At 63.4% G+C, this 15,720-nt stretch carries 14 protein-coding genes; 6 read left to right on the forward strand and 8 right to left on the reverse strand.

The window, feature by feature from the left end; genetic code table 11:
- Window positions 1-128 precede the first annotated feature (128 nt).
- The 5 genes from NKH90_RS21535 to mnmE form a co-directional block, all read right to left on the reverse strand.
- Window positions 129-1,010: a ParB/RepB/Spo0J family partition protein gene (locus tag NKH90_RS21535; RefSeq protein WP_352820768.1), complete on the reverse strand. Its 882-nt coding sequence runs from the start codon at window positions 1,008-1,010 to the stop codon at window positions 129-131.
- A gap of 40 nt (window positions 1,011-1,050) precedes the next feature.
- Window positions 1,051-1,851 carry a ParA family protein gene (locus NKH90_RS21540; protein WP_084642633.1) on the reverse strand — a complete coding sequence of 267 codons (801 nt, stop codon included), beginning with the start codon at window positions 1,849-1,851 and terminating at the stop codon, window positions 1,051-1,053.
- Between the two features lie 33 nt (window positions 1,852-1,884).
- On the reverse strand, window positions 1,885-2,526 hold the full coding sequence (gene rsmG / locus NKH90_RS21545; RefSeq protein ID WP_352820770.1) for a 16S rRNA (guanine(527)-N(7))-methyltransferase RsmG: 642 nt from the start codon (window positions 2,524-2,526) through the stop codon (window positions 1,885-1,887).
- Window positions 2,523-4,412, reverse strand: a complete 1,890-nt coding sequence (gene mnmG, locus NKH90_RS21550) for a tRNA uridine-5-carboxymethylaminomethyl(34) synthesis enzyme MnmG (RefSeq protein WP_352820771.1) — start codon at window positions 4,410-4,412, stop codon at window positions 2,523-2,525. The genes rsmG and mnmG overlap by 4 nt, the downstream gene beginning before the upstream one ends.
- A gap of 389 nt (window positions 4,413-4,801) precedes the next feature.
- Window positions 4,802-6,130, reverse strand: coding sequence for a tRNA uridine-5-carboxymethylaminomethyl(34) synthesis GTPase MnmE (mnmE, locus tag NKH90_RS21555; protein ID WP_352820773.1), 1,329 nt, complete (start codon window positions 6,128-6,130; stop codon window positions 4,802-4,804).
- A gap of 58 nt (window positions 6,131-6,188) precedes the next feature.
- Between mnmE and NKH90_RS21560 the strand changes: the two genes are divergently transcribed.
- Entirely contained in the window at window positions 6,189-8,207 is a 2,019-nt protein-coding gene (locus tag NKH90_RS21560) for a thioredoxin domain-containing protein (RefSeq protein ID WP_352820774.1), read from the forward strand.
- A gap of 49 nt (window positions 8,208-8,256) precedes the next feature.
- Here the strand turns inward: NKH90_RS21560 and rho are convergent, their stop codons facing one another.
- The 3 genes from rho to hemE all read right to left on the reverse strand — a co-directional run bounded on the left by rho (window position 8,257) and on the right by hemE (window position 11,265).
- Window positions 8,257-9,522 carry a transcription termination factor Rho gene (rho, locus tag NKH90_RS21565; RefSeq protein WP_023675925.1) on the reverse strand — a complete coding sequence of 422 codons (1,266 nt, stop codon included), beginning with the start codon at window positions 9,520-9,522 and terminating at the stop codon, window positions 8,257-8,259.
- Between the two features lie 166 nt (window positions 9,523-9,688).
- The gene (gene hemJ, locus NKH90_RS21570) at window positions 9,689-10,234 is read right to left on the reverse strand and encodes a protoporphyrinogen oxidase HemJ (RefSeq protein ID WP_502893764.1); all 546 of its coding nucleotides are present in this window, start codon (window positions 10,232-10,234) and stop codon (window positions 9,689-9,691) included.
- A gap of 2 nt (window positions 10,235-10,236) precedes the next feature.
- Window positions 10,237-11,265: a uroporphyrinogen decarboxylase gene (gene hemE, locus NKH90_RS21575; RefSeq protein WP_352820776.1), complete on the reverse strand. Its 1,029-nt coding sequence runs from the start codon at window positions 11,263-11,265 to the stop codon at window positions 10,237-10,239.
- A 400-nt stretch (window positions 11,266-11,665) separates the two neighbouring features.
- On the opposite strand from hemE, the gene NKH90_RS21580 reads away from it, so the two are divergent.
- The 5 genes from NKH90_RS21580 to dnaQ all read left to right on the forward strand — a co-directional run bounded on the left by NKH90_RS21580 (window position 11,666) and on the right by dnaQ (window position 15,491).
- Entirely contained in the window at window positions 11,666-12,484 is an 819-nt protein-coding gene (locus NKH90_RS21580) for a pyruvate, water dikinase regulatory protein (protein ID WP_254817949.1), read from the forward strand.
- 164 nt (window positions 12,485-12,648) lie between these two features.
- Entirely contained in the window at window positions 12,649-13,248 is a 600-nt protein-coding gene (locus NKH90_RS21585) for a Maf-like protein (RefSeq protein ID WP_352473997.1), read from the forward strand.
- On the forward strand, window positions 13,241-14,083 hold the full coding sequence (locus tag NKH90_RS21590; protein WP_352473996.1) for a shikimate dehydrogenase: 843 nt from the start codon (window positions 13,241-13,243) through the stop codon (window positions 14,081-14,083). Before NKH90_RS21585 ends, NKH90_RS21590 begins: the two co-directional genes overlap by 8 nt.
- Window positions 14,080-14,682, forward strand: coding sequence for a dephospho-CoA kinase (gene coaE / locus NKH90_RS21595; RefSeq protein WP_352473995.1), 603 nt, complete (start codon window positions 14,080-14,082; stop codon window positions 14,680-14,682). Before NKH90_RS21590 ends, coaE begins: the two co-directional genes overlap by 4 nt.
- 86 nt (window positions 14,683-14,768) lie before the next feature.
- On the forward strand, window positions 14,769-15,491 hold the full coding sequence (gene dnaQ / locus NKH90_RS21600) for a DNA polymerase III subunit epsilon (protein ID WP_352473994.1): 723 nt from the start codon (window positions 14,769-14,771) through the stop codon (window positions 15,489-15,491).
- Window positions 15,492-15,720 lie beyond the last annotated feature (229 nt).

The raw sequence follows: 15,720 nt of genomic DNA on the forward strand, positions 1-15,720 counted from the left end.
CTTGAAATTTGACGACCCCTTCTGGCCTGCCGGCCGTCTCCCCCTCAAGGAGATTAACTACTTCGACGATTTCGCCAATCACCGCGCGGCAGCAAAACGTTCTTTGCCGGCTAATTTTAGCAACCTACCTACTCCCGCTTCAGCCTTCGACAAAGCTCGTCGAGCTGCTCCAGCGTCCGGTAGGCGACGCTGATCACGCCGCCGCGCTGGTTGTGCTCGATCGTGACGATCATGCCGATCGTGCTGGTCATCAGCCGCTCCAGCGCCAGTGTGTCGGCATCCTTTTGCGGCGGGGGCGCGGGCTGGCGCTTTGCCGCCGGCGCGCCGACCGGCATTTGCGCCAGCGCCTCGGCCTGGCGCACCGAAAGCCCCTCGTCGATGATCCGCTTGGCAAGCCCGGCCGGGTCGTTGGCCGTCACCAGGGTACGGGCGTGGCCGGCAGAGAGCGCCCCGTCGACCAGCATGTCGCGGATGACGTCGGGCAGCTTGAGCAGCCTCAGCGTATTGGCGACATGGCTGCGGCTCTTGCCGATCACCTGGCCGAGATCGGCTTGGGTATAGCCGTGGTCGTCGATCAGCTGCTGGTAGCCGAGCGCCTCCTCGACCGGGTTGAGGTCGGTACGCTGGACGTTTTCGATTATCGCCAGCTCGAGCGCCGTGCGATCGTTGACGTCGCGTACGATGATCGGGATTTCGGTCAGCCCGGCGCGTTGCGCCGCGCGCCAACGACGCTCGCCTGCGATGATCTCGTAGCGGCCCGTTTGGGTTTTCGACGGCCGCGCCACCACCGGCTGCACCACGCCATGTTCGCGGATCGACTGGGCGAGGTCGGTCAGGTCGGCGTCGCCAAAATGCCGGCGCGGGTTTTTGGGATTGGGGCTGAGGAACTCGATCGGCACCTTGCCGTCGGCCGCCAGCCCGGGCTTTTCCGGTGCCGCCGGGCGATCGATTTCGCCGATCAGCGCCGCCAGTCCCCGTCCCAGTCTTTTCCTCGAAGGGTCTTCGTTCATCGTCCGTCCAGATCGTTTCGGTGTCGAATCGGCTTATTGTTCAGGCAGCACGCAATTTGCGCTCGCGGCGGATGACTTCCGAAGCAAGCTGCAGATAGGCCTGGCTGCCCGAACATTTGAGGTCGTAGAGAATCGCCGGTTTGCCGTAGGACGGCGCCTCGGAAACGCGGACATTGCGCGGGATGACGGTTTCATAGACCTTGTCGCCCATATGCGCCCGCACATCCTGCACCACCTGGTTGGCGAGATTGTTGCGCCCGTCGAACATGGTCAGCACGATGCCCTGGATCGTCAGGTCGGGGTTGATCGAGCGGCGCACCTGCTCGACCGTCTCCAAAAGCTGGCTCAGGCCCTCCAGCGCGAAAAACTCGCACTGCAGCGGCACCAGCACCGAATCCGCCGCAGCCATCGAATTCAGTGTCAGCAGGTTGAGCGACGGCGGGCAGTCGATCAGCACATAGCCGAAATTGGCCGAGCGCTCAGCCGAAGCCCGCAGCGCGTTGCGCAGCCGCAGCACTCGATCCGGCGCCGAGGCGATTTCCATCTCGATGCCGAGCAGGTCGAGCGTCGACGGTACGATCGACAGGCCAGGCACCGCCGTCGGGATCGCCGCCGCTTCGAGATCCAGTTCGCCGGTCAGCACGTCATAGGACGAGACGGTGCGGTCGCGCCGGTCGATGCCAAGCCCGGTGCTGGCATTGCCCTGCGGGTCGAGATCGACGATCAGCACCTGTTCGCCTATTGCCGCCAGCGCGGTGGCCAGATTGATGGCGGTCGTCGTCTTGCCGACGCCGCCCTTCTGGTTGGCGACGGTGATGATTCGGGGGCCGTTCTTCATCATGGGTCTATGCCAGAAATTCATTTGGGTCGCCGGTCACAAGCCAGGGTGCTGTCGCAAGTCGGATACTTCGAGAATGACGCCCTGCGCGTCGGTTGCACTGGCATGTTCTACCAGATCGAAAGACCATCGTTGAGCGCTTTCTGCCACTTCGGCGCGGTAATCCCGGCCTTTGTGAAACAGGCCGCGCGAACCCTTGATCAGCCACGGTGCCGCCAGGTCGAGCAGGTCGGGCAGCGAGGCGAGTGCCCTGGCTGTGACGATTTGCGGTGCAGGAACAAGGGGATAGCTGTCGTCGATGCGGCGCGCGATAACCTTGGCGGGCAGGCTGAACTGTCCGATGACCGCTTGCAGGAACGATGCTTTTTTCCGGTTGCTTTCAACCAGGTCGATACCGGCGCCGTCCCGCTCGGCAAGCAAAAAGGCCAGCACAAGGCCGGGAAACCCACCGCCGGAGCCGAGATCGACCCAGCGCTTCGCCTCTGGTTTGATTCGCGCCAGCTGCGCGCTGTCGAGGATGTGGCGGCGCCAGACATCGTCCTGCGTCGATTGCGCGGCCAGATTGATCCGGCGGTTCCATTTCCGGAAGACGGCCTCGAACTCGACCAGGCGATCGAATGTTTCACGTGAAACCGGGCCCGCTGCCGCCTGCAGGTTTGCCCAGGACGCTGCGCTCACGCGACCTGCTTTCGCGCGGCCGCCTCGGCATTGCGGACATGGGCGACAATAATCGCCAGCGCCGCCGGCGTCATGCCTTCCATGCGTTGCGCATCGGCAATCGAGCGCGGCTGGCGTGCCAGCATCTTCTGCTTCAACTCGTTCGACAGGCCGGGAACAGAAGCAAAGTCGAGCGATTTGGGAATAAGCCTGCTCTCCTCATGCCTGATCTGCGAAACATCGGCCTGCTGCCGGTCGAGATAGACAGAATATTTGGCTTCCGTTTCAAGACGTTCGGCCGTTTTGCTGTCGATCGCCGCGAAAGCCGGCTCGATTCGCGCCAGCCAGGCGATGTCGACGCCGGGATAGGCCAGCAGCTCATAGGCCGAGCGGCGGACGCCGTCCCGGTTGATTTCGAGCCCATGGCGCGCCGCCTCATTGGGGGTCATGGTGGTGCCGAGGGCGAGCTGTCGCGCCTTCTCAAGGTCTTGCATACTATTGTTGAACCGCTGCATCCGCTCCGGCGAGGCAATCCCCAGCCTTATCGCCAGTGGCGTCAGCCGCTCATCGGCGTTGTCGGCTCGCAGCGATAGCCGGAACTCGGCCCGCGAGGTGAACATGCGGTAGGGTTCGGCAATGCCGCGGCTGGTCAAATCGTCGACCATCACGCCGATATAGGCTTCGGTGCGGCTGAGCAAGATTTCCTCGCTCGCCGACGCCTTGCGCGCTGCATTCAAGCCGGCAAGCAGCCCCTGCGCGCCGGCCTCCTCGTAGCCGGTGGTGCCGTTGATCTGGCCGGCGAGGAAAAGGCCGGCGATCCGCCTGGTTTCCAGCGTCGGCTTGAGCTCGCGTGGATCGACATGGTCATACTCGATGGCATAGCCCGGCTGCAGCATGGTTGCCCGCTCCAGCCCCGGAATGGTCTTCAGGATGTCGAGTTGCACGTCCTCGGGCAGCGAGGTCGAAATGCCGTTCGGGTACACCGTGTCGTCGTCCAGCCCTTCCGGCTCCAGAAAGATCTGGTGGCCTTCGCGGTCACCGAACTTGACGATCTTGTCTTCGATCGACGGGCAATAACGCGGCCCGACGCCTTCGATCGAGCCCGAATACATGGCCGAGCGGCCGAGATTGGCGCGAATCAGCTCGTGCGTCGCATTGGTCGTTCGGGTGATGCCGCAATGGATCTGCGGATTTTCGATGCGATCGGTGAGCAGCGAGAACGGCACGGGGTCCTCGTCCGCCGCCTGGCTCTCCAGTGACGCCCAATCGATCGTCCTGCCGTCCAGCCGCGGCGGCGTGCCGGTCTTCAGCCGCCCGAGCTTGAAGCCGGCGCGGCTCATCGTCGCCGACAGGCCGATGCTCGCCTGCTCGTTCATGCGGCCGGCGACGATCTTCTTCTCGCCGATATGGATCAGCCCGCGCAGAAAAGTGCCGGTCGTCAGCACCACGGCGCCGCAGGCGAGCCGGCTTCCATCCGCCAGCAGCACCGCCGCGATGCGTCCGTCGTCGATTTCCCCGTCGTTGATTTCGAAATCCAGCACCTCGCCTTCGATGACATCGAGGCCAGCCTGTTCGCGAATCGCCGCCTGCATGGCGAGCCGATAGAGTTTTCGGTCGGCCTGCGTCCGTGGCCCGCGCACCGCCGGTCCTTTGCGGCGATTGAGCAAACGGAACTGGATGCCTGCGGCATCGGCGACGCGCCCCATCAGCCCGTCCATGGCGTCGATCTCGCGAACCAGGTGGCCCTTGCCGAGGCCGCCGATCGCCGGATTGCAAGACATCACGCCGATCGTGTCGAAGCGCAGCGTCACCAGCGCCGTTCTGGCGCCAGCCCGCGCGGCCGCACTAGCCGCCTCGCAACCAGCATGACCGCCGCCCACCACCACCACATCATAGTGATTGGTCATTTCAGAATCCCGAATTCAAGTGGACCGACACATGTCCCTGGAGACACGCGCTGTCAAGGACGCAGGGCCTTCAGACGCATGACTGCCCCCGACAATGCAGACAGAGATCGCCTGGCGCCGCCCTGTCTTTCCTTCTCCCCCCTTTGTGGGAGAAGGTGGATTGGCGCGCAGCGCCAAGACGGTTGAGGGGTGCTGGACGGAGCACTGTTGGTGCCAGGCTGGAACACCCCTCATCCGACCGAGCTTCGCTCGGCCACCTTCTCCCCTTTGGGGGAGAAGGGGAGACGCTACGAGCGAGATCGTTTCGCGTGAAACAGTCCCCCCTATTCCTGGGCCCATGTTTCACGTGAATCACCCCGGTGTGCTCCTTCCCCTATGTTTCACGTGAGTCATTTGCCGATACAGAACTGCGAAAAGATAACGTCCAGCATATCCTCGACATCGACCGCCCCAACGATGCGTCCAAGCCGATCCGCCGCCAGGCGCAGTTCCTCGGCCCGTAGCTCCTGGCCGCGATCACCACTGACCACTGCTGCGAGCAGGAAGCGTTTCGTCTCGTTGAGCAGCTCGACGTGCCGCAGCCGCGACGGCAGGACATCGCCGGCCTTGCCGATCTGGACTGCGGCACGACGCCCGATCTCGTCCAGCAGTTCGGTCAGACCCGTGCCGTCCCGCGTCGAGATAGCGAAATCATAGTGCGCCGCAGGCGAGGGCGATTTGCCCCCCAGCAGGTCAATTTTTGTTCCGACCCTCAGCGCCTGAATGTCGCCCGGCAGCATACCGATCGCGATTGGCTCCGCCAGATCCTCCAGCAGCAACAGCAGATCAGCGCTGTGCGCCTTGGTCCTGGCCTTCTCGATGCCGATCGCCTCGATCTTGCCGGGCGCCTCCCGCAGACCGGCGGTGTCGGTTACCCTGACCCGCACCCCTTGCAGGTCCAGTACCACCTCGAGCAGGTCGCGGGTCGTGCCCGGCTCGTCGGTGACGATGGCCGCTTCGCGCCGCGCCAGGGCGTTGAACAGGCTGGACTTGCCGGCATTCGGCGCGCCGAGGATGACGACTTCGAACCCGTCGCGGATAATTTCGGCAGCGCGGAAGCCGGCGACATGGCGCTCGATTTCGTCGATCATGGCCCGGACATCGGACCAGACCGTATCGGCGACCGAGCCCGGCACGTCATCCTGGTCGGCAAAGTCGATCTCGGCCTCGATCATCGCGCGGGCGTGGATCAGCCGTCTGCGCCAGCCCAGATAGAGTTCGCTCTGCACGCCTTGGGCGTTGTGAACGGCAAAGCGCCGCTGCGCCTCGGTTTCAGCGTTGATGAGATCGGCCAGCGCCTCGGTCTCGACCAGATCGAGCTTGCCGTTGAGAAAGGCGCGGCGGGTGAATTCGCCAGGCTCGGCATGCCTGACGCCGTCGCAGGAGGCGATCGTTTCCAGCATCCTCGCCACGACGGCGCGCCCGCCATGCACATGGAACTCTGCAACGTCCTCGCCGGTAAAACTGTCGGGACCGGCAAAGAAGACGACCAGGCCGCTGTCCAGCACCGATCCGTCGGGCGCCCGGAACTTGCGATAGGTGGCAACGCGGTTTGGCACCTTCGATCCAGCAATCGTTTCGACAGCGAATCGACTCTGCGGCCCGGAAATCCGGATCACCGCAATGCCGGCCGGCAGGCGCCCGCTCGACAGCGCCACGATGGAGTCTTTTGAAATCATTTGCCCGCTCTGCCGAAGCGCCCTAGCTATGCCTGTTCAATCCGCATCGAGTAGTGCCGTGACATTGCCTGCACAAAACCTGCTTGCCGAAGAGGCCAGCCCCTATCTGCAGCAGCACAGCGGCAATCCCGTGCACTGGCGGCCATGGTCGCCCGCCGCTCTGGCCGAAGCAAAGGTGCTGCAGCGTCCGATCCTGCTCTCTGTCGGCTACGCCGCGTGCCATTGGTGCCACGTCATGGCGCATGAGAGCTTCGAGAACGACGACGTCGCCGCCGTCATGAACCGTCTCTTCGTCAATATCAAGGTCGACCGCGAGGAGCGCCCCGACATCGACCAGATCTACATGGCGGCGCTGTCCTCGATGGGCGAGCAGGGCGGCTGGCCGCTGACCATGTTCCTGACCCCGGACGGCAAGCCGTTCTGGGGTGGCACTTACTTTCCGCGCGAAGCCCGCTACGGCCGGCCGGGTTTCGTCCAGGTGCTGGAGGCGGTTGACAAGGCTTGGCGGGAGAAGAAAGAAAGCGTTAACCAGAGTGCCGACGGCCTGACCACGCATGTCGAGACGCGGCTGGCGGGCAGCCATGGCAAGGCCGTGCTCGACCGCGGCATGCTGGCGAACCTCGCCAATGGCATTGACGGCATGATCGACCGCGATTTGGGCGGTCTGCGCGGCGCGCCGAAATTCCCCAACGCGCCGTTCATGCAGAGCCTCTGGCTGACCTGGCTGCGCGACGGCACCGCATCGCACCGCGACGCCGTTCTCCTCAGCCTCGAAAAGATGCTGGCCGGTGGCATCTATGACCATATTGGCGGCGGACTCAGCCGCTACTCGACCGACGCCGAATGGCTGGTCCCGCATTTCGAAAAAATGCTCTACGACAATGCCCAGCTCATCCGCTTGTGCAATTGGGCCTATGCGTCAACCGGCGAGGAATTGTTCCGGCTGCGAATCGAAGAGACCATTGCCTGGCTGTTGCGCGAAATGCGAGTCGAGGGCGATGCCTTCGCCGCCAGCCTTGATGCCGATAGCGAGGGCGAGGAGGGGTTGTTCTACACCTGGAGCAGGGATGAGCTAGAAGCAGCCCTTGGCGACGATTCAGCATTGTTTTTCAAATACTTCACGCTTGCCGACCCGCATGGTTGGGAAGGCAAGCCGATCATTTGCCAGACTGATGCTCAACAGGCGCAGAGCGTCATCGATCGTGACCTTCTGGTTCCGCTCAAGCAAAGGCTGCTGGCAGCGAGGGAACAGCGCGTGCGGCCCGGGCGTGACGGCAAGGCCCTGACCGACTGGAACGGCTTGATGATCGCAGCCCTTGCCGAGGCCGGACGGTCGCTTGGCCGATCCGACTGGATCGAAGCGGCGGCAACGGCCTTTGGCGCAATTGCGGCTGCCGGACGTGACGGCCGCCTGCCGCATTCGATGCTCGGCGCAAAGAAGCTGTTTCCGGCTCTGTCGAGCGACTATGCCGCCATGGCCAACGCCGCCATCTCACTGTTCGAGGCGACCGGCAATCCCGGCTACATCGATCGCGCCGGGAACTTCATTGAGCAACTCGATCTTTGGCACCGGGACAGCGACAAGACCGGCTACTATCTGACCGCGTCCGACAGCGCGGATGTGCCGATCCGCATCCGCGGCGATGTCGACGAAGCCATTCCTTCCGCTACCGGCCAGATCATCGAGGCTCTGGTCCGATTGTCGTCGCTTTCGGGCGATCTCGATCTCTGGGAAAAAGCCTGGACAGTCGCAGAGCACGCGGGCGGGCGGGCGGAGCACCAGGGCTATGGCCAGGCGGGTATAGTCAATGCCTGTGCCTTGGCGCTTGAACCGCTGAAGCTGGTGATCGTGGATAGACCCGAGACTCTAAGGCTTGCTCCGGTTGCGAATCGAAATCCAGACCCGCGCCGGGTGGACATCGTCGTGCCTGTTGGCTCGGCGACAAATCTGCCGGCCTTGCCAGGCGGCGTCCTGCCGCCAACGGCCGAGCCCGGCGCCTGGCTCTGCACGGGGCAGGTCTGCCTGCCGGTGATAACCGACGCTGAGGAACTCGAGCGGCAGTTGCGCCGTCGATAGGTCGAGGTGCACAGAACCGGAACGCCGGCGGGACAGCGCCTTGCCCCCTTTACGTATTCATCGAATCGAAGAAATCCGCGTTGGTCTTGGTCTGCTTGAGCTTGTCGATAAGGAACTCGATGGCGTCGGTCGTTCCCATCGGCGCCAGGATGCGGCGCAGCACGAAGATCTTCTGCAGGTCCTGGCGCGGAACCAGCAGGTCCTCCTTGCGGGTGCCGGATTTGAGGATGTCCATGGCCGGATAGATGCGCTTGTCCGCCACCTTGCGGTCGAGCACGATTTCCGAATTGCCGGTGCCCTTGAACTCTTCGAAGATGACCTCGTCCATGCGGCTGCCGGTATCGATCAACGCCGTGGCGATGATGGTCAGCGAGCCGCCTTCCTCGATGTTGCGGGCAGCACCGAAGAAGCGCTTCGGCCGCTGCAGCGCGTTGGCGTCGACACCACCGGTCAGCACCTTGCCGGATGACGGCACGACGGTGTTGTAGGCGCGGCCGAGGCGGGTGATCGAATCCAGCAGGATGACGACGTCACGGCCGTGCTCGACCAGGCGCTTGGCCTTCTCGATGACCATTTCGGCAACCTGGACGTGGCGCACCGCCGGCTCGTCGAAGGTCGAGGACACCACCTCGCCCTTCACCGAGCGCTGCATGTCGGTGACTTCCTCCGGCCGCTCGTCGATCAGAAGCACGATCAAATAGCATTCCGGATGGTTGGTGGTGATCGAATGGGCGATGTTCTGCAGCAGCACCGTCTTGCCGGTGCGCGGCTGCGCCACGATCAGGGCGCGCTGGCCCTTGCCGAGCGGCGCCACCAGGTCGATGACGCGCGCCGAAATGTCCTTCGAGGTCGGAACCTCCATCTCCATCTTCAGCCGCGAGGTCGGATAAAGCGGCGTCAGATTGTCGAAATGGATCTTGTGGCGGATTTTTTCCGGGTCGTCGAAATTGATCGTGTTGACCTTGAGCAGCGCGAAATAGCGCTCGCCCTCTTTCGGGCTGCGGATCGGCCCTTCGACCGTATCGCCGGTCTTCAGCGAGAACCGCCGGATCTGCGACGGTGAAATATAGATGTCGTCGGGACCCGGCAGATAGTTGGCATTGGCGGAGCGCAGGAAGCCAAAGCCGTCCTGCAGCACTTCGACGACGCCGTCGCCGATGATCTCGATATCCTGGGTCGCCAGCCTCTTCAGGATCGCGAACATCAGCTCCTGCTTGCGCATGACGCTGGCATTCTCGACCTCGAGCGATTCCGCATAAGCGATCAGCTCTGGCGGTTTCTTGTTCTTGAACTCTGTGAGCTTCATTTCTTGCATCATTAGACGGACTCTGAGTAAGCTTTGGGAAAAATATCGGCGGGATGCGACAAATGCCGGGCGCGGCCGAAGCGACAAATGGGCGGCGCATGACGGGAAGGAAGACCCGTCTTTTATCGTCGGTCGGTTGAAAGAGCAAGCCGCCTTTTGCGGGCAACCGAAGACGTCAGAACGGTTTCACGATTACCAGGACGACGATGACGATCATCAGCAATGTAGGGATCTCATTGACGATCCGCCAGTGCCTTGCCGATTTTTCATTGCGGTCTTCGGCAAATTTGCGGACGGCGCCGGCGAGATAGCCATGCACGGCCGACAGGCCCACCACCGCAGCGATCTTGGCATGCAGCCAGCCGCCTTGAAAACCAAAGCCTTTCCAGGCGAGCCACAGGCCGAATGCCCAGGTGATCACCATTGCCGGATTGATGATGCCGCGCAGCAGGCGGCGCTCCATCACCTTGAAAGTCTCCGACTGGACGGAGCCTTTTTCGGCATCGGCATGATAGACCAGCAAGCGCGGCAGATAGAGCATGCCAGCCATCCAGGAGATGACGGCAATCACATGGATCGCCTTCGCCCAGGGATAGAAATCATCGGGCCCGAACAGCAACAGCAGCCCGGCCAGCACCAGGAAAATGACGATCGCGATTGCCGCGCGGCGCATCGCGCCCTTACCGGTGTTGGTGCCGTTCGCATTGTCTGCGCCCATCATCGTCACGATGCGCTCCGCACCAGTTTCACCATCTGCTCGACATGCGCCAGCGGCGTCTCCGGCGTGATGCCGTGGCCGAGGTTGAAGATCAGTGGCCCGTCGCCCAGCGCCTTCAGGATCGCCCCCACGCCGTCGGCAAGCGCTTTGCCGCCGGCTACAAGCCGCAGCGGATCGAGATTGCCCTGCACGGCGCCGTCACGCTGCAATTCCTTCGCGCTCGACAACGGCACGGTCCAGTCGAGGCCCAGCCCGGTCACGCCGGTCTTCTGGCGATAGCTTCGATAGTGATCTCCCGCGCCCTTGGGAAAGCCGATGACCGGAACATTGGGATGGGCAGCCTTCACTTGCCGGACGATCGAGGCCACCGGCTCGACGCAGAACAATTCGAAAGACGCTTCGTCGAGCACGCCTGACCACGAATCGAAGATCTGCACCACGTCGGCGCCGGCCTCGATCTGGCGGATCAGATAGGCAGCCGAATGATCGGCCAGCACCTTCAGTAGCCTAAGAAACGCCGTCGGTTCGCGATAGCCGAACAGCCTGGCCGGCGCCTGGTCGTGCGTACCGTGGCCGGCAATCATGTAGGTCGCCACCGTCCACGGCGCACCGCAGAAGCCGATCAGCGTCGTTTCATCAGGCAGTCTGGCGCGCAACCGCCGCACCGTCTCGTAGACCGGCTCGAGATTCACGTGAAACGTTTCGCCGTCGAGAGCCGCAATTTCCGCAGCCGTGATCGGCGTCAGCAGCGGGCCGCGTCCTTCCTCGAAGCGCACGTCGCGGCCGAGCGCATGCGGCACGACAAGAATATCGGAAAACAGGATCGATGCATCGAAGCCGAAGCGTTCGATCGGCTGCAGCGTCACTTCGACGGCGAGATCCGGGTCGTAGCAAAGATCGAGGAAGGATCCGGCCCGTCTCCTCGTCTCCCGGTATTCCGGCAGATAGCGGCCGGCCTGGCGCATCATCCAGAGCGGTGGCGGAAACGCCGCCTTGCCTCTCAACACGTCCAGCACGATCCGGTCTTGAGGCATTGAGCGCTCGCCTTTCCAGGCTTCCCTATAATTAAATATTCTATTTTTAGGAATCTTATGATTCTAAGAGTCTGTTGGTTGTGGTGGTTGTCTCCTGTCCCGCTTTGCCCTCGAAAAGACCAGCCAGCATATTGTCGCGCGCTTCTCCAACGGGATTGCAGGACTTTGTGGAAAGTCGGGAATTTACGACTGGAGTCAATGCGTTGCCGCCAGGCCAGGGAAATTGCCCCTGTGGATGAAGCGAAGGCAAAAAGCTCCGTCCCCGGACTTGTCCCCAACCGCCCGGAGAAGCCGACAGCACATCGAATTGTGGACAAACCGCCATCTGATACAGTCGCTTTGCGGTGGCCGGTTTCCCGCCCGGCTTATCCACATCGGCCCACAGCCTGGAATGTATCCTGTGAACAAACCGCAGAGCTTCTTTCACCTTCACCTGATTTCCGACGCCACCGGCGAAACGCTGCTGGCCGCCGGCCGCGCGGCTTCCGCGCAATACAAGGACGCGCGCGCCATCGAACATATCTACCCGCTCATCCGCACCGAAAAGCAGGTGACGAAGGTGTTTGAGGATATCGAGGAGGAGCCGGGCATCATCCTCTATACGGTGGTCGACCAGAAGCTTGCCCGCGGCATCGACGAACGCTGCGCGGCCATGGGCCTGCCTTGCGTCTCGGTGCTGGAACCGGTGCTGACGGTGTTCCAGTCCTATCTCGGCACGCCGGCCGGCCGCCGCGTCGGTGCCCAGCATGTGCTGGACGCCGAATATTTCCGCCGCATCGACGCGCTCAACTTCACCATGGAGCATGACGATGGCCAGCTGCCGGCCAATATGGATGATGCCGACATCGTGCTCGTCGGCATCTCCCGCACCTCGAAGACGCCGACCAGCATCTATCTCGCCAATCGCGGCATCAAGACCGCCAACATCCCGATCGTGCTCGGCGTTCCGGTGCCCGAAAGCCTGGTCAATGCCACGAGGCCGCTGATCGTCGGCCTGGTCGCCACCGCCGAACGGATCTCGCAGGTCCGGCAGAACCGCATTCTCGGCACCAGCGCCTACGAACCGACCGACTATGTCGACCGTGCCGCGATCGCCGAAGAGCTCGCCTATGCCCGCCAGATATGCACGCGGCACGGCTGGCCGATGATCGACGTCAGCCGCCGTTCGATCGAGGAGACGGCGGCGGCCATCGTTGCCCTGCGCGGCAAGACGCGGTAGGGCGTGTGATATTCAGGTGATGCCGGCCTGCAAACGGCGGTTTCCTGCGCTTCCGGTGCTCACGTACGAAAAGTACGCTCCGCTCCGGTTCTCGGAAGCCGCCGTTTTCGGCTCGGCCTGACCTGAATCTCGACACACCCTAGTGTCAGGAACCGGGTGAAAAAATGGCTGAAAAAATCATCCTTGCCTCGGGCAGCCCGTTCCGCAAGGCGCTGCTCGTCAATGCCGGCGTCACTGTCGAAGCGGTTCCGGCCTCTGTCGATGAGCGCGCGCTCGAGGCGCCGCTGCAGAATACTGGCGTGTCGCCGGAGGACGTCGCCCTGGTGCTCGCCGAAGCCAAGGCCACCGACGTCAGTGAGCGCAAGCCCGGCGCCCTGGTGCTCGGCTGCGACCAGACGCTGTCGCTCGGCGACGAGCTGTTCCACAAGCCGGCCGACATGGAAGGGGCGCGCCGTCATCTGCTGGCGCTGTCGGGCAAGACGCATCATCTCAACAGCGCCGTCGTGCTCGGCCGTGACGGCCAGGTTCTGTGGCGGCATGTCGGCATCGCCAGCCTGACCATGCGCAAGCTCGATCCGGCCTTCATCGGCCGCCATCTGGCGCGCGTCGGCGCCAAAGCGTTGTCCAGCGTCGGCGCTTACCAGATCGAAGGCGAAGGCATCCAGCTGTTCGAAAAAATCGAAGGCGACTATTTTACTATTGTCGGCTTGCCACTTTTGCCGGTGCTGGCCAAGCTGCGTGAGTTCGGGGCGATCGATGGCTGAGGCCCCGAAAAAAGCCTTCGTCACCGGCCACCCGATCGCGCATTCCAGGTCTCCGAAGATCCACGGCCACTGGCTGGCGAAATACGGCATCGACGGCGTCTACGAGGCCATCGACGTTGCACCGGAGGCCTTTGCCGAATTCCTGCAGACGCTGCAGGCACAAGGCTATCGCGGCGGCAACGTCACCATCCCGCACAAGGAAGCCGCCTTCGCTTTGGCCAAGCGGCGTGACGCCGACGCCGAACAGATCGGTGCGGTCAATACACTGTGGTTCGAGAATGGCGAATTGTGCGGCGGCAACACCGATGCCCATGGCTTTGCCGCCAATCTGGACGAATATGCACCGGGCTGGGCGGCCAACGGCCCCGCCGTGGTGCTCGGTGCCGGCGGCGCCGCTCGCGCGGTCATCCATGCGCTGAAGCAGCGCGGCGTCAGCGACATCCGCATCGTCAACCGGACGCTTGCGAGGGCGCAGGAGCTGCGCGACCGCTTCGGTGCCGGCGTTTCCGCCCACAACCTCGCGGCGACCGGCGAATTGCTCGAAGATGCCGGCCTGCTGGTCAACACGACAGCGCTCGGCATGCATGGCAATGAAGGCCTGTCCGCGGATCCAGGCAGACTGCCGGACCGCGCCATCGTCACCGACATCGTCTACGTGCCGCTGGAGACGCCGCTGCTTGCTACCGCCAAAGCGCGCGGCCTGAGAACCGTCGATGGGCTCGGCATGCTGCTGCACCAGGCGGTGCCCGGCTTCGAGCGGTGGTTCGGCATCAGGCCAGAAGTCACCGCCGAACTGCGGCAAATAATTACTGCCGATATCGGCGCGATAAAATGATCGTGCTCGGCCTCACCGGATCGATCGGCATGGGCAAATCGACCGCGGCCAAGATGTTCGCCGAGGCCGGTGTGCCGGTCCATGATTCCGACGAGGCGGTGCATCGCCTTTATGCCGGCAAGGCCGCGCCCTTGGTCGAGGCGGCCTTTCCCGGCACCACCCGATCCGGTGCGGTCGACCGCGCGGCACTGGCGGAGCGGGTGCTCGGCGACGCCGCCGCGCTGAAACGGCTGGAAGCGATCATCCATCCGCTGGTCCGTGCCGACGCCGATGCCTTCCTGGCTGAACATCGTGCCGCCGGCGCGCCGCTTGCCGTGCTCGATATACCGCTGCTGTTCGAGACCGGCGGCCGCAACCGCGTCGACAAGGTCGTGGTCGTCACCGCGCCGCCCGAAGTCCAGCGCGCCCGCGTGCTGGCGCGGCCGGGCATGAACGAGGAGAAACTGGCGTCGATCCTGGCCAGGCAGGTTCCCGACACCGAAAAGCGCCGGCGCGCCGACTTTGTCATCGACACCGGTCAGGGCTTTGACGCCACTCGCGCGGCCGTCAAGGCCATCATCGCCGAACTAGTCGTGGATAAGGCAGCCAGGCCTGGTTAAGAGGCTTGCAGACCCACATTACTTGTTGCCATTTTGTTCCTGGTGTGATTCGGCTAGAATGATGCCGGCACCAGTGGACTGATTCGATGCGTGAGATCATCTTCGATACGGAAACCACCGGCCTCGACACGCGCGAGGACCGCGTCATCGAGCTTGGCGGCGTCGAGCTGGTCAACCGCTTCCCGACCGGCCGAACCTTCCACAAATACATCAACCCGCAAGGCCGCCAGATCCATCACGAGGCGCAGGCCGTGCACGGCATCAGCGCCGCCGATCTTCAGGGCAAGCCGACTTTCATGGAGATCGCCGAGGAGTTTCTGGCCTTCATCGACGGCGCCAAACTGGTCGCGCACAATGCCGGCTTCGACATCGGCTTCCTCAATCTCGAATTCGGCCGGCTTGGCCATCCGGCCATCGATCCGGGACGGATCGTCGACACGCTGGCGCTGGCGCGCCGCAAGCATCCGATGGGCCCCAATTCGCTCGACGCGCTCTGCCGCCGCTACGGCATCGACAACGGCCGCCGCACCAAGCACGGCGCGCTGCTCGATTCGGAATTGCTGGCCGAGGTCTATATCGAGCTCATCGGCGGCAAGCAGGCAAGCCTTATCCTCGACAGCATCCTGACTCCGGCGGGCGGCAGGCAGAATGTCGACGACATCGATATTTCGATCGGTGTGCGGCCGATCGCCTTGCCGTCGCGCCTGACCGATGCCGAGCGCGCAGCACACGCAGGCATGGTTGGCAGCCTCGGCGAAAAAGCGCTGTGGCTGCGCGTCCCCCCGGAAGCGAGTTCCGCGGCACAGTGATTTTGACCGGAGTGATCCTTCGCGCCCCCCTCTGTCCTGCCGGACATCTCCCCCTCAAGGGGGGAGATTGGCAGACCCAGCGTCTCGCTCATTCCTGCGGCGATGAAGGATTGGCGAAGGCTGACGTGAAGTCCGATCTCCCCCCTGTTTGGACCGGAGACATCGCGAACAGGTGTGCGAGGACATCGCGAACAGTGCTCCATGCTATCTCTCGACGAGGTTGAGGTCG

This window comes from Mesorhizobium sp. M0898, from assembly GCF_040319695.1.
Classification (GTDB): Bacteria; Pseudomonadota; Alphaproteobacteria; order Rhizobiales; family Rhizobiaceae; genus Mesorhizobium.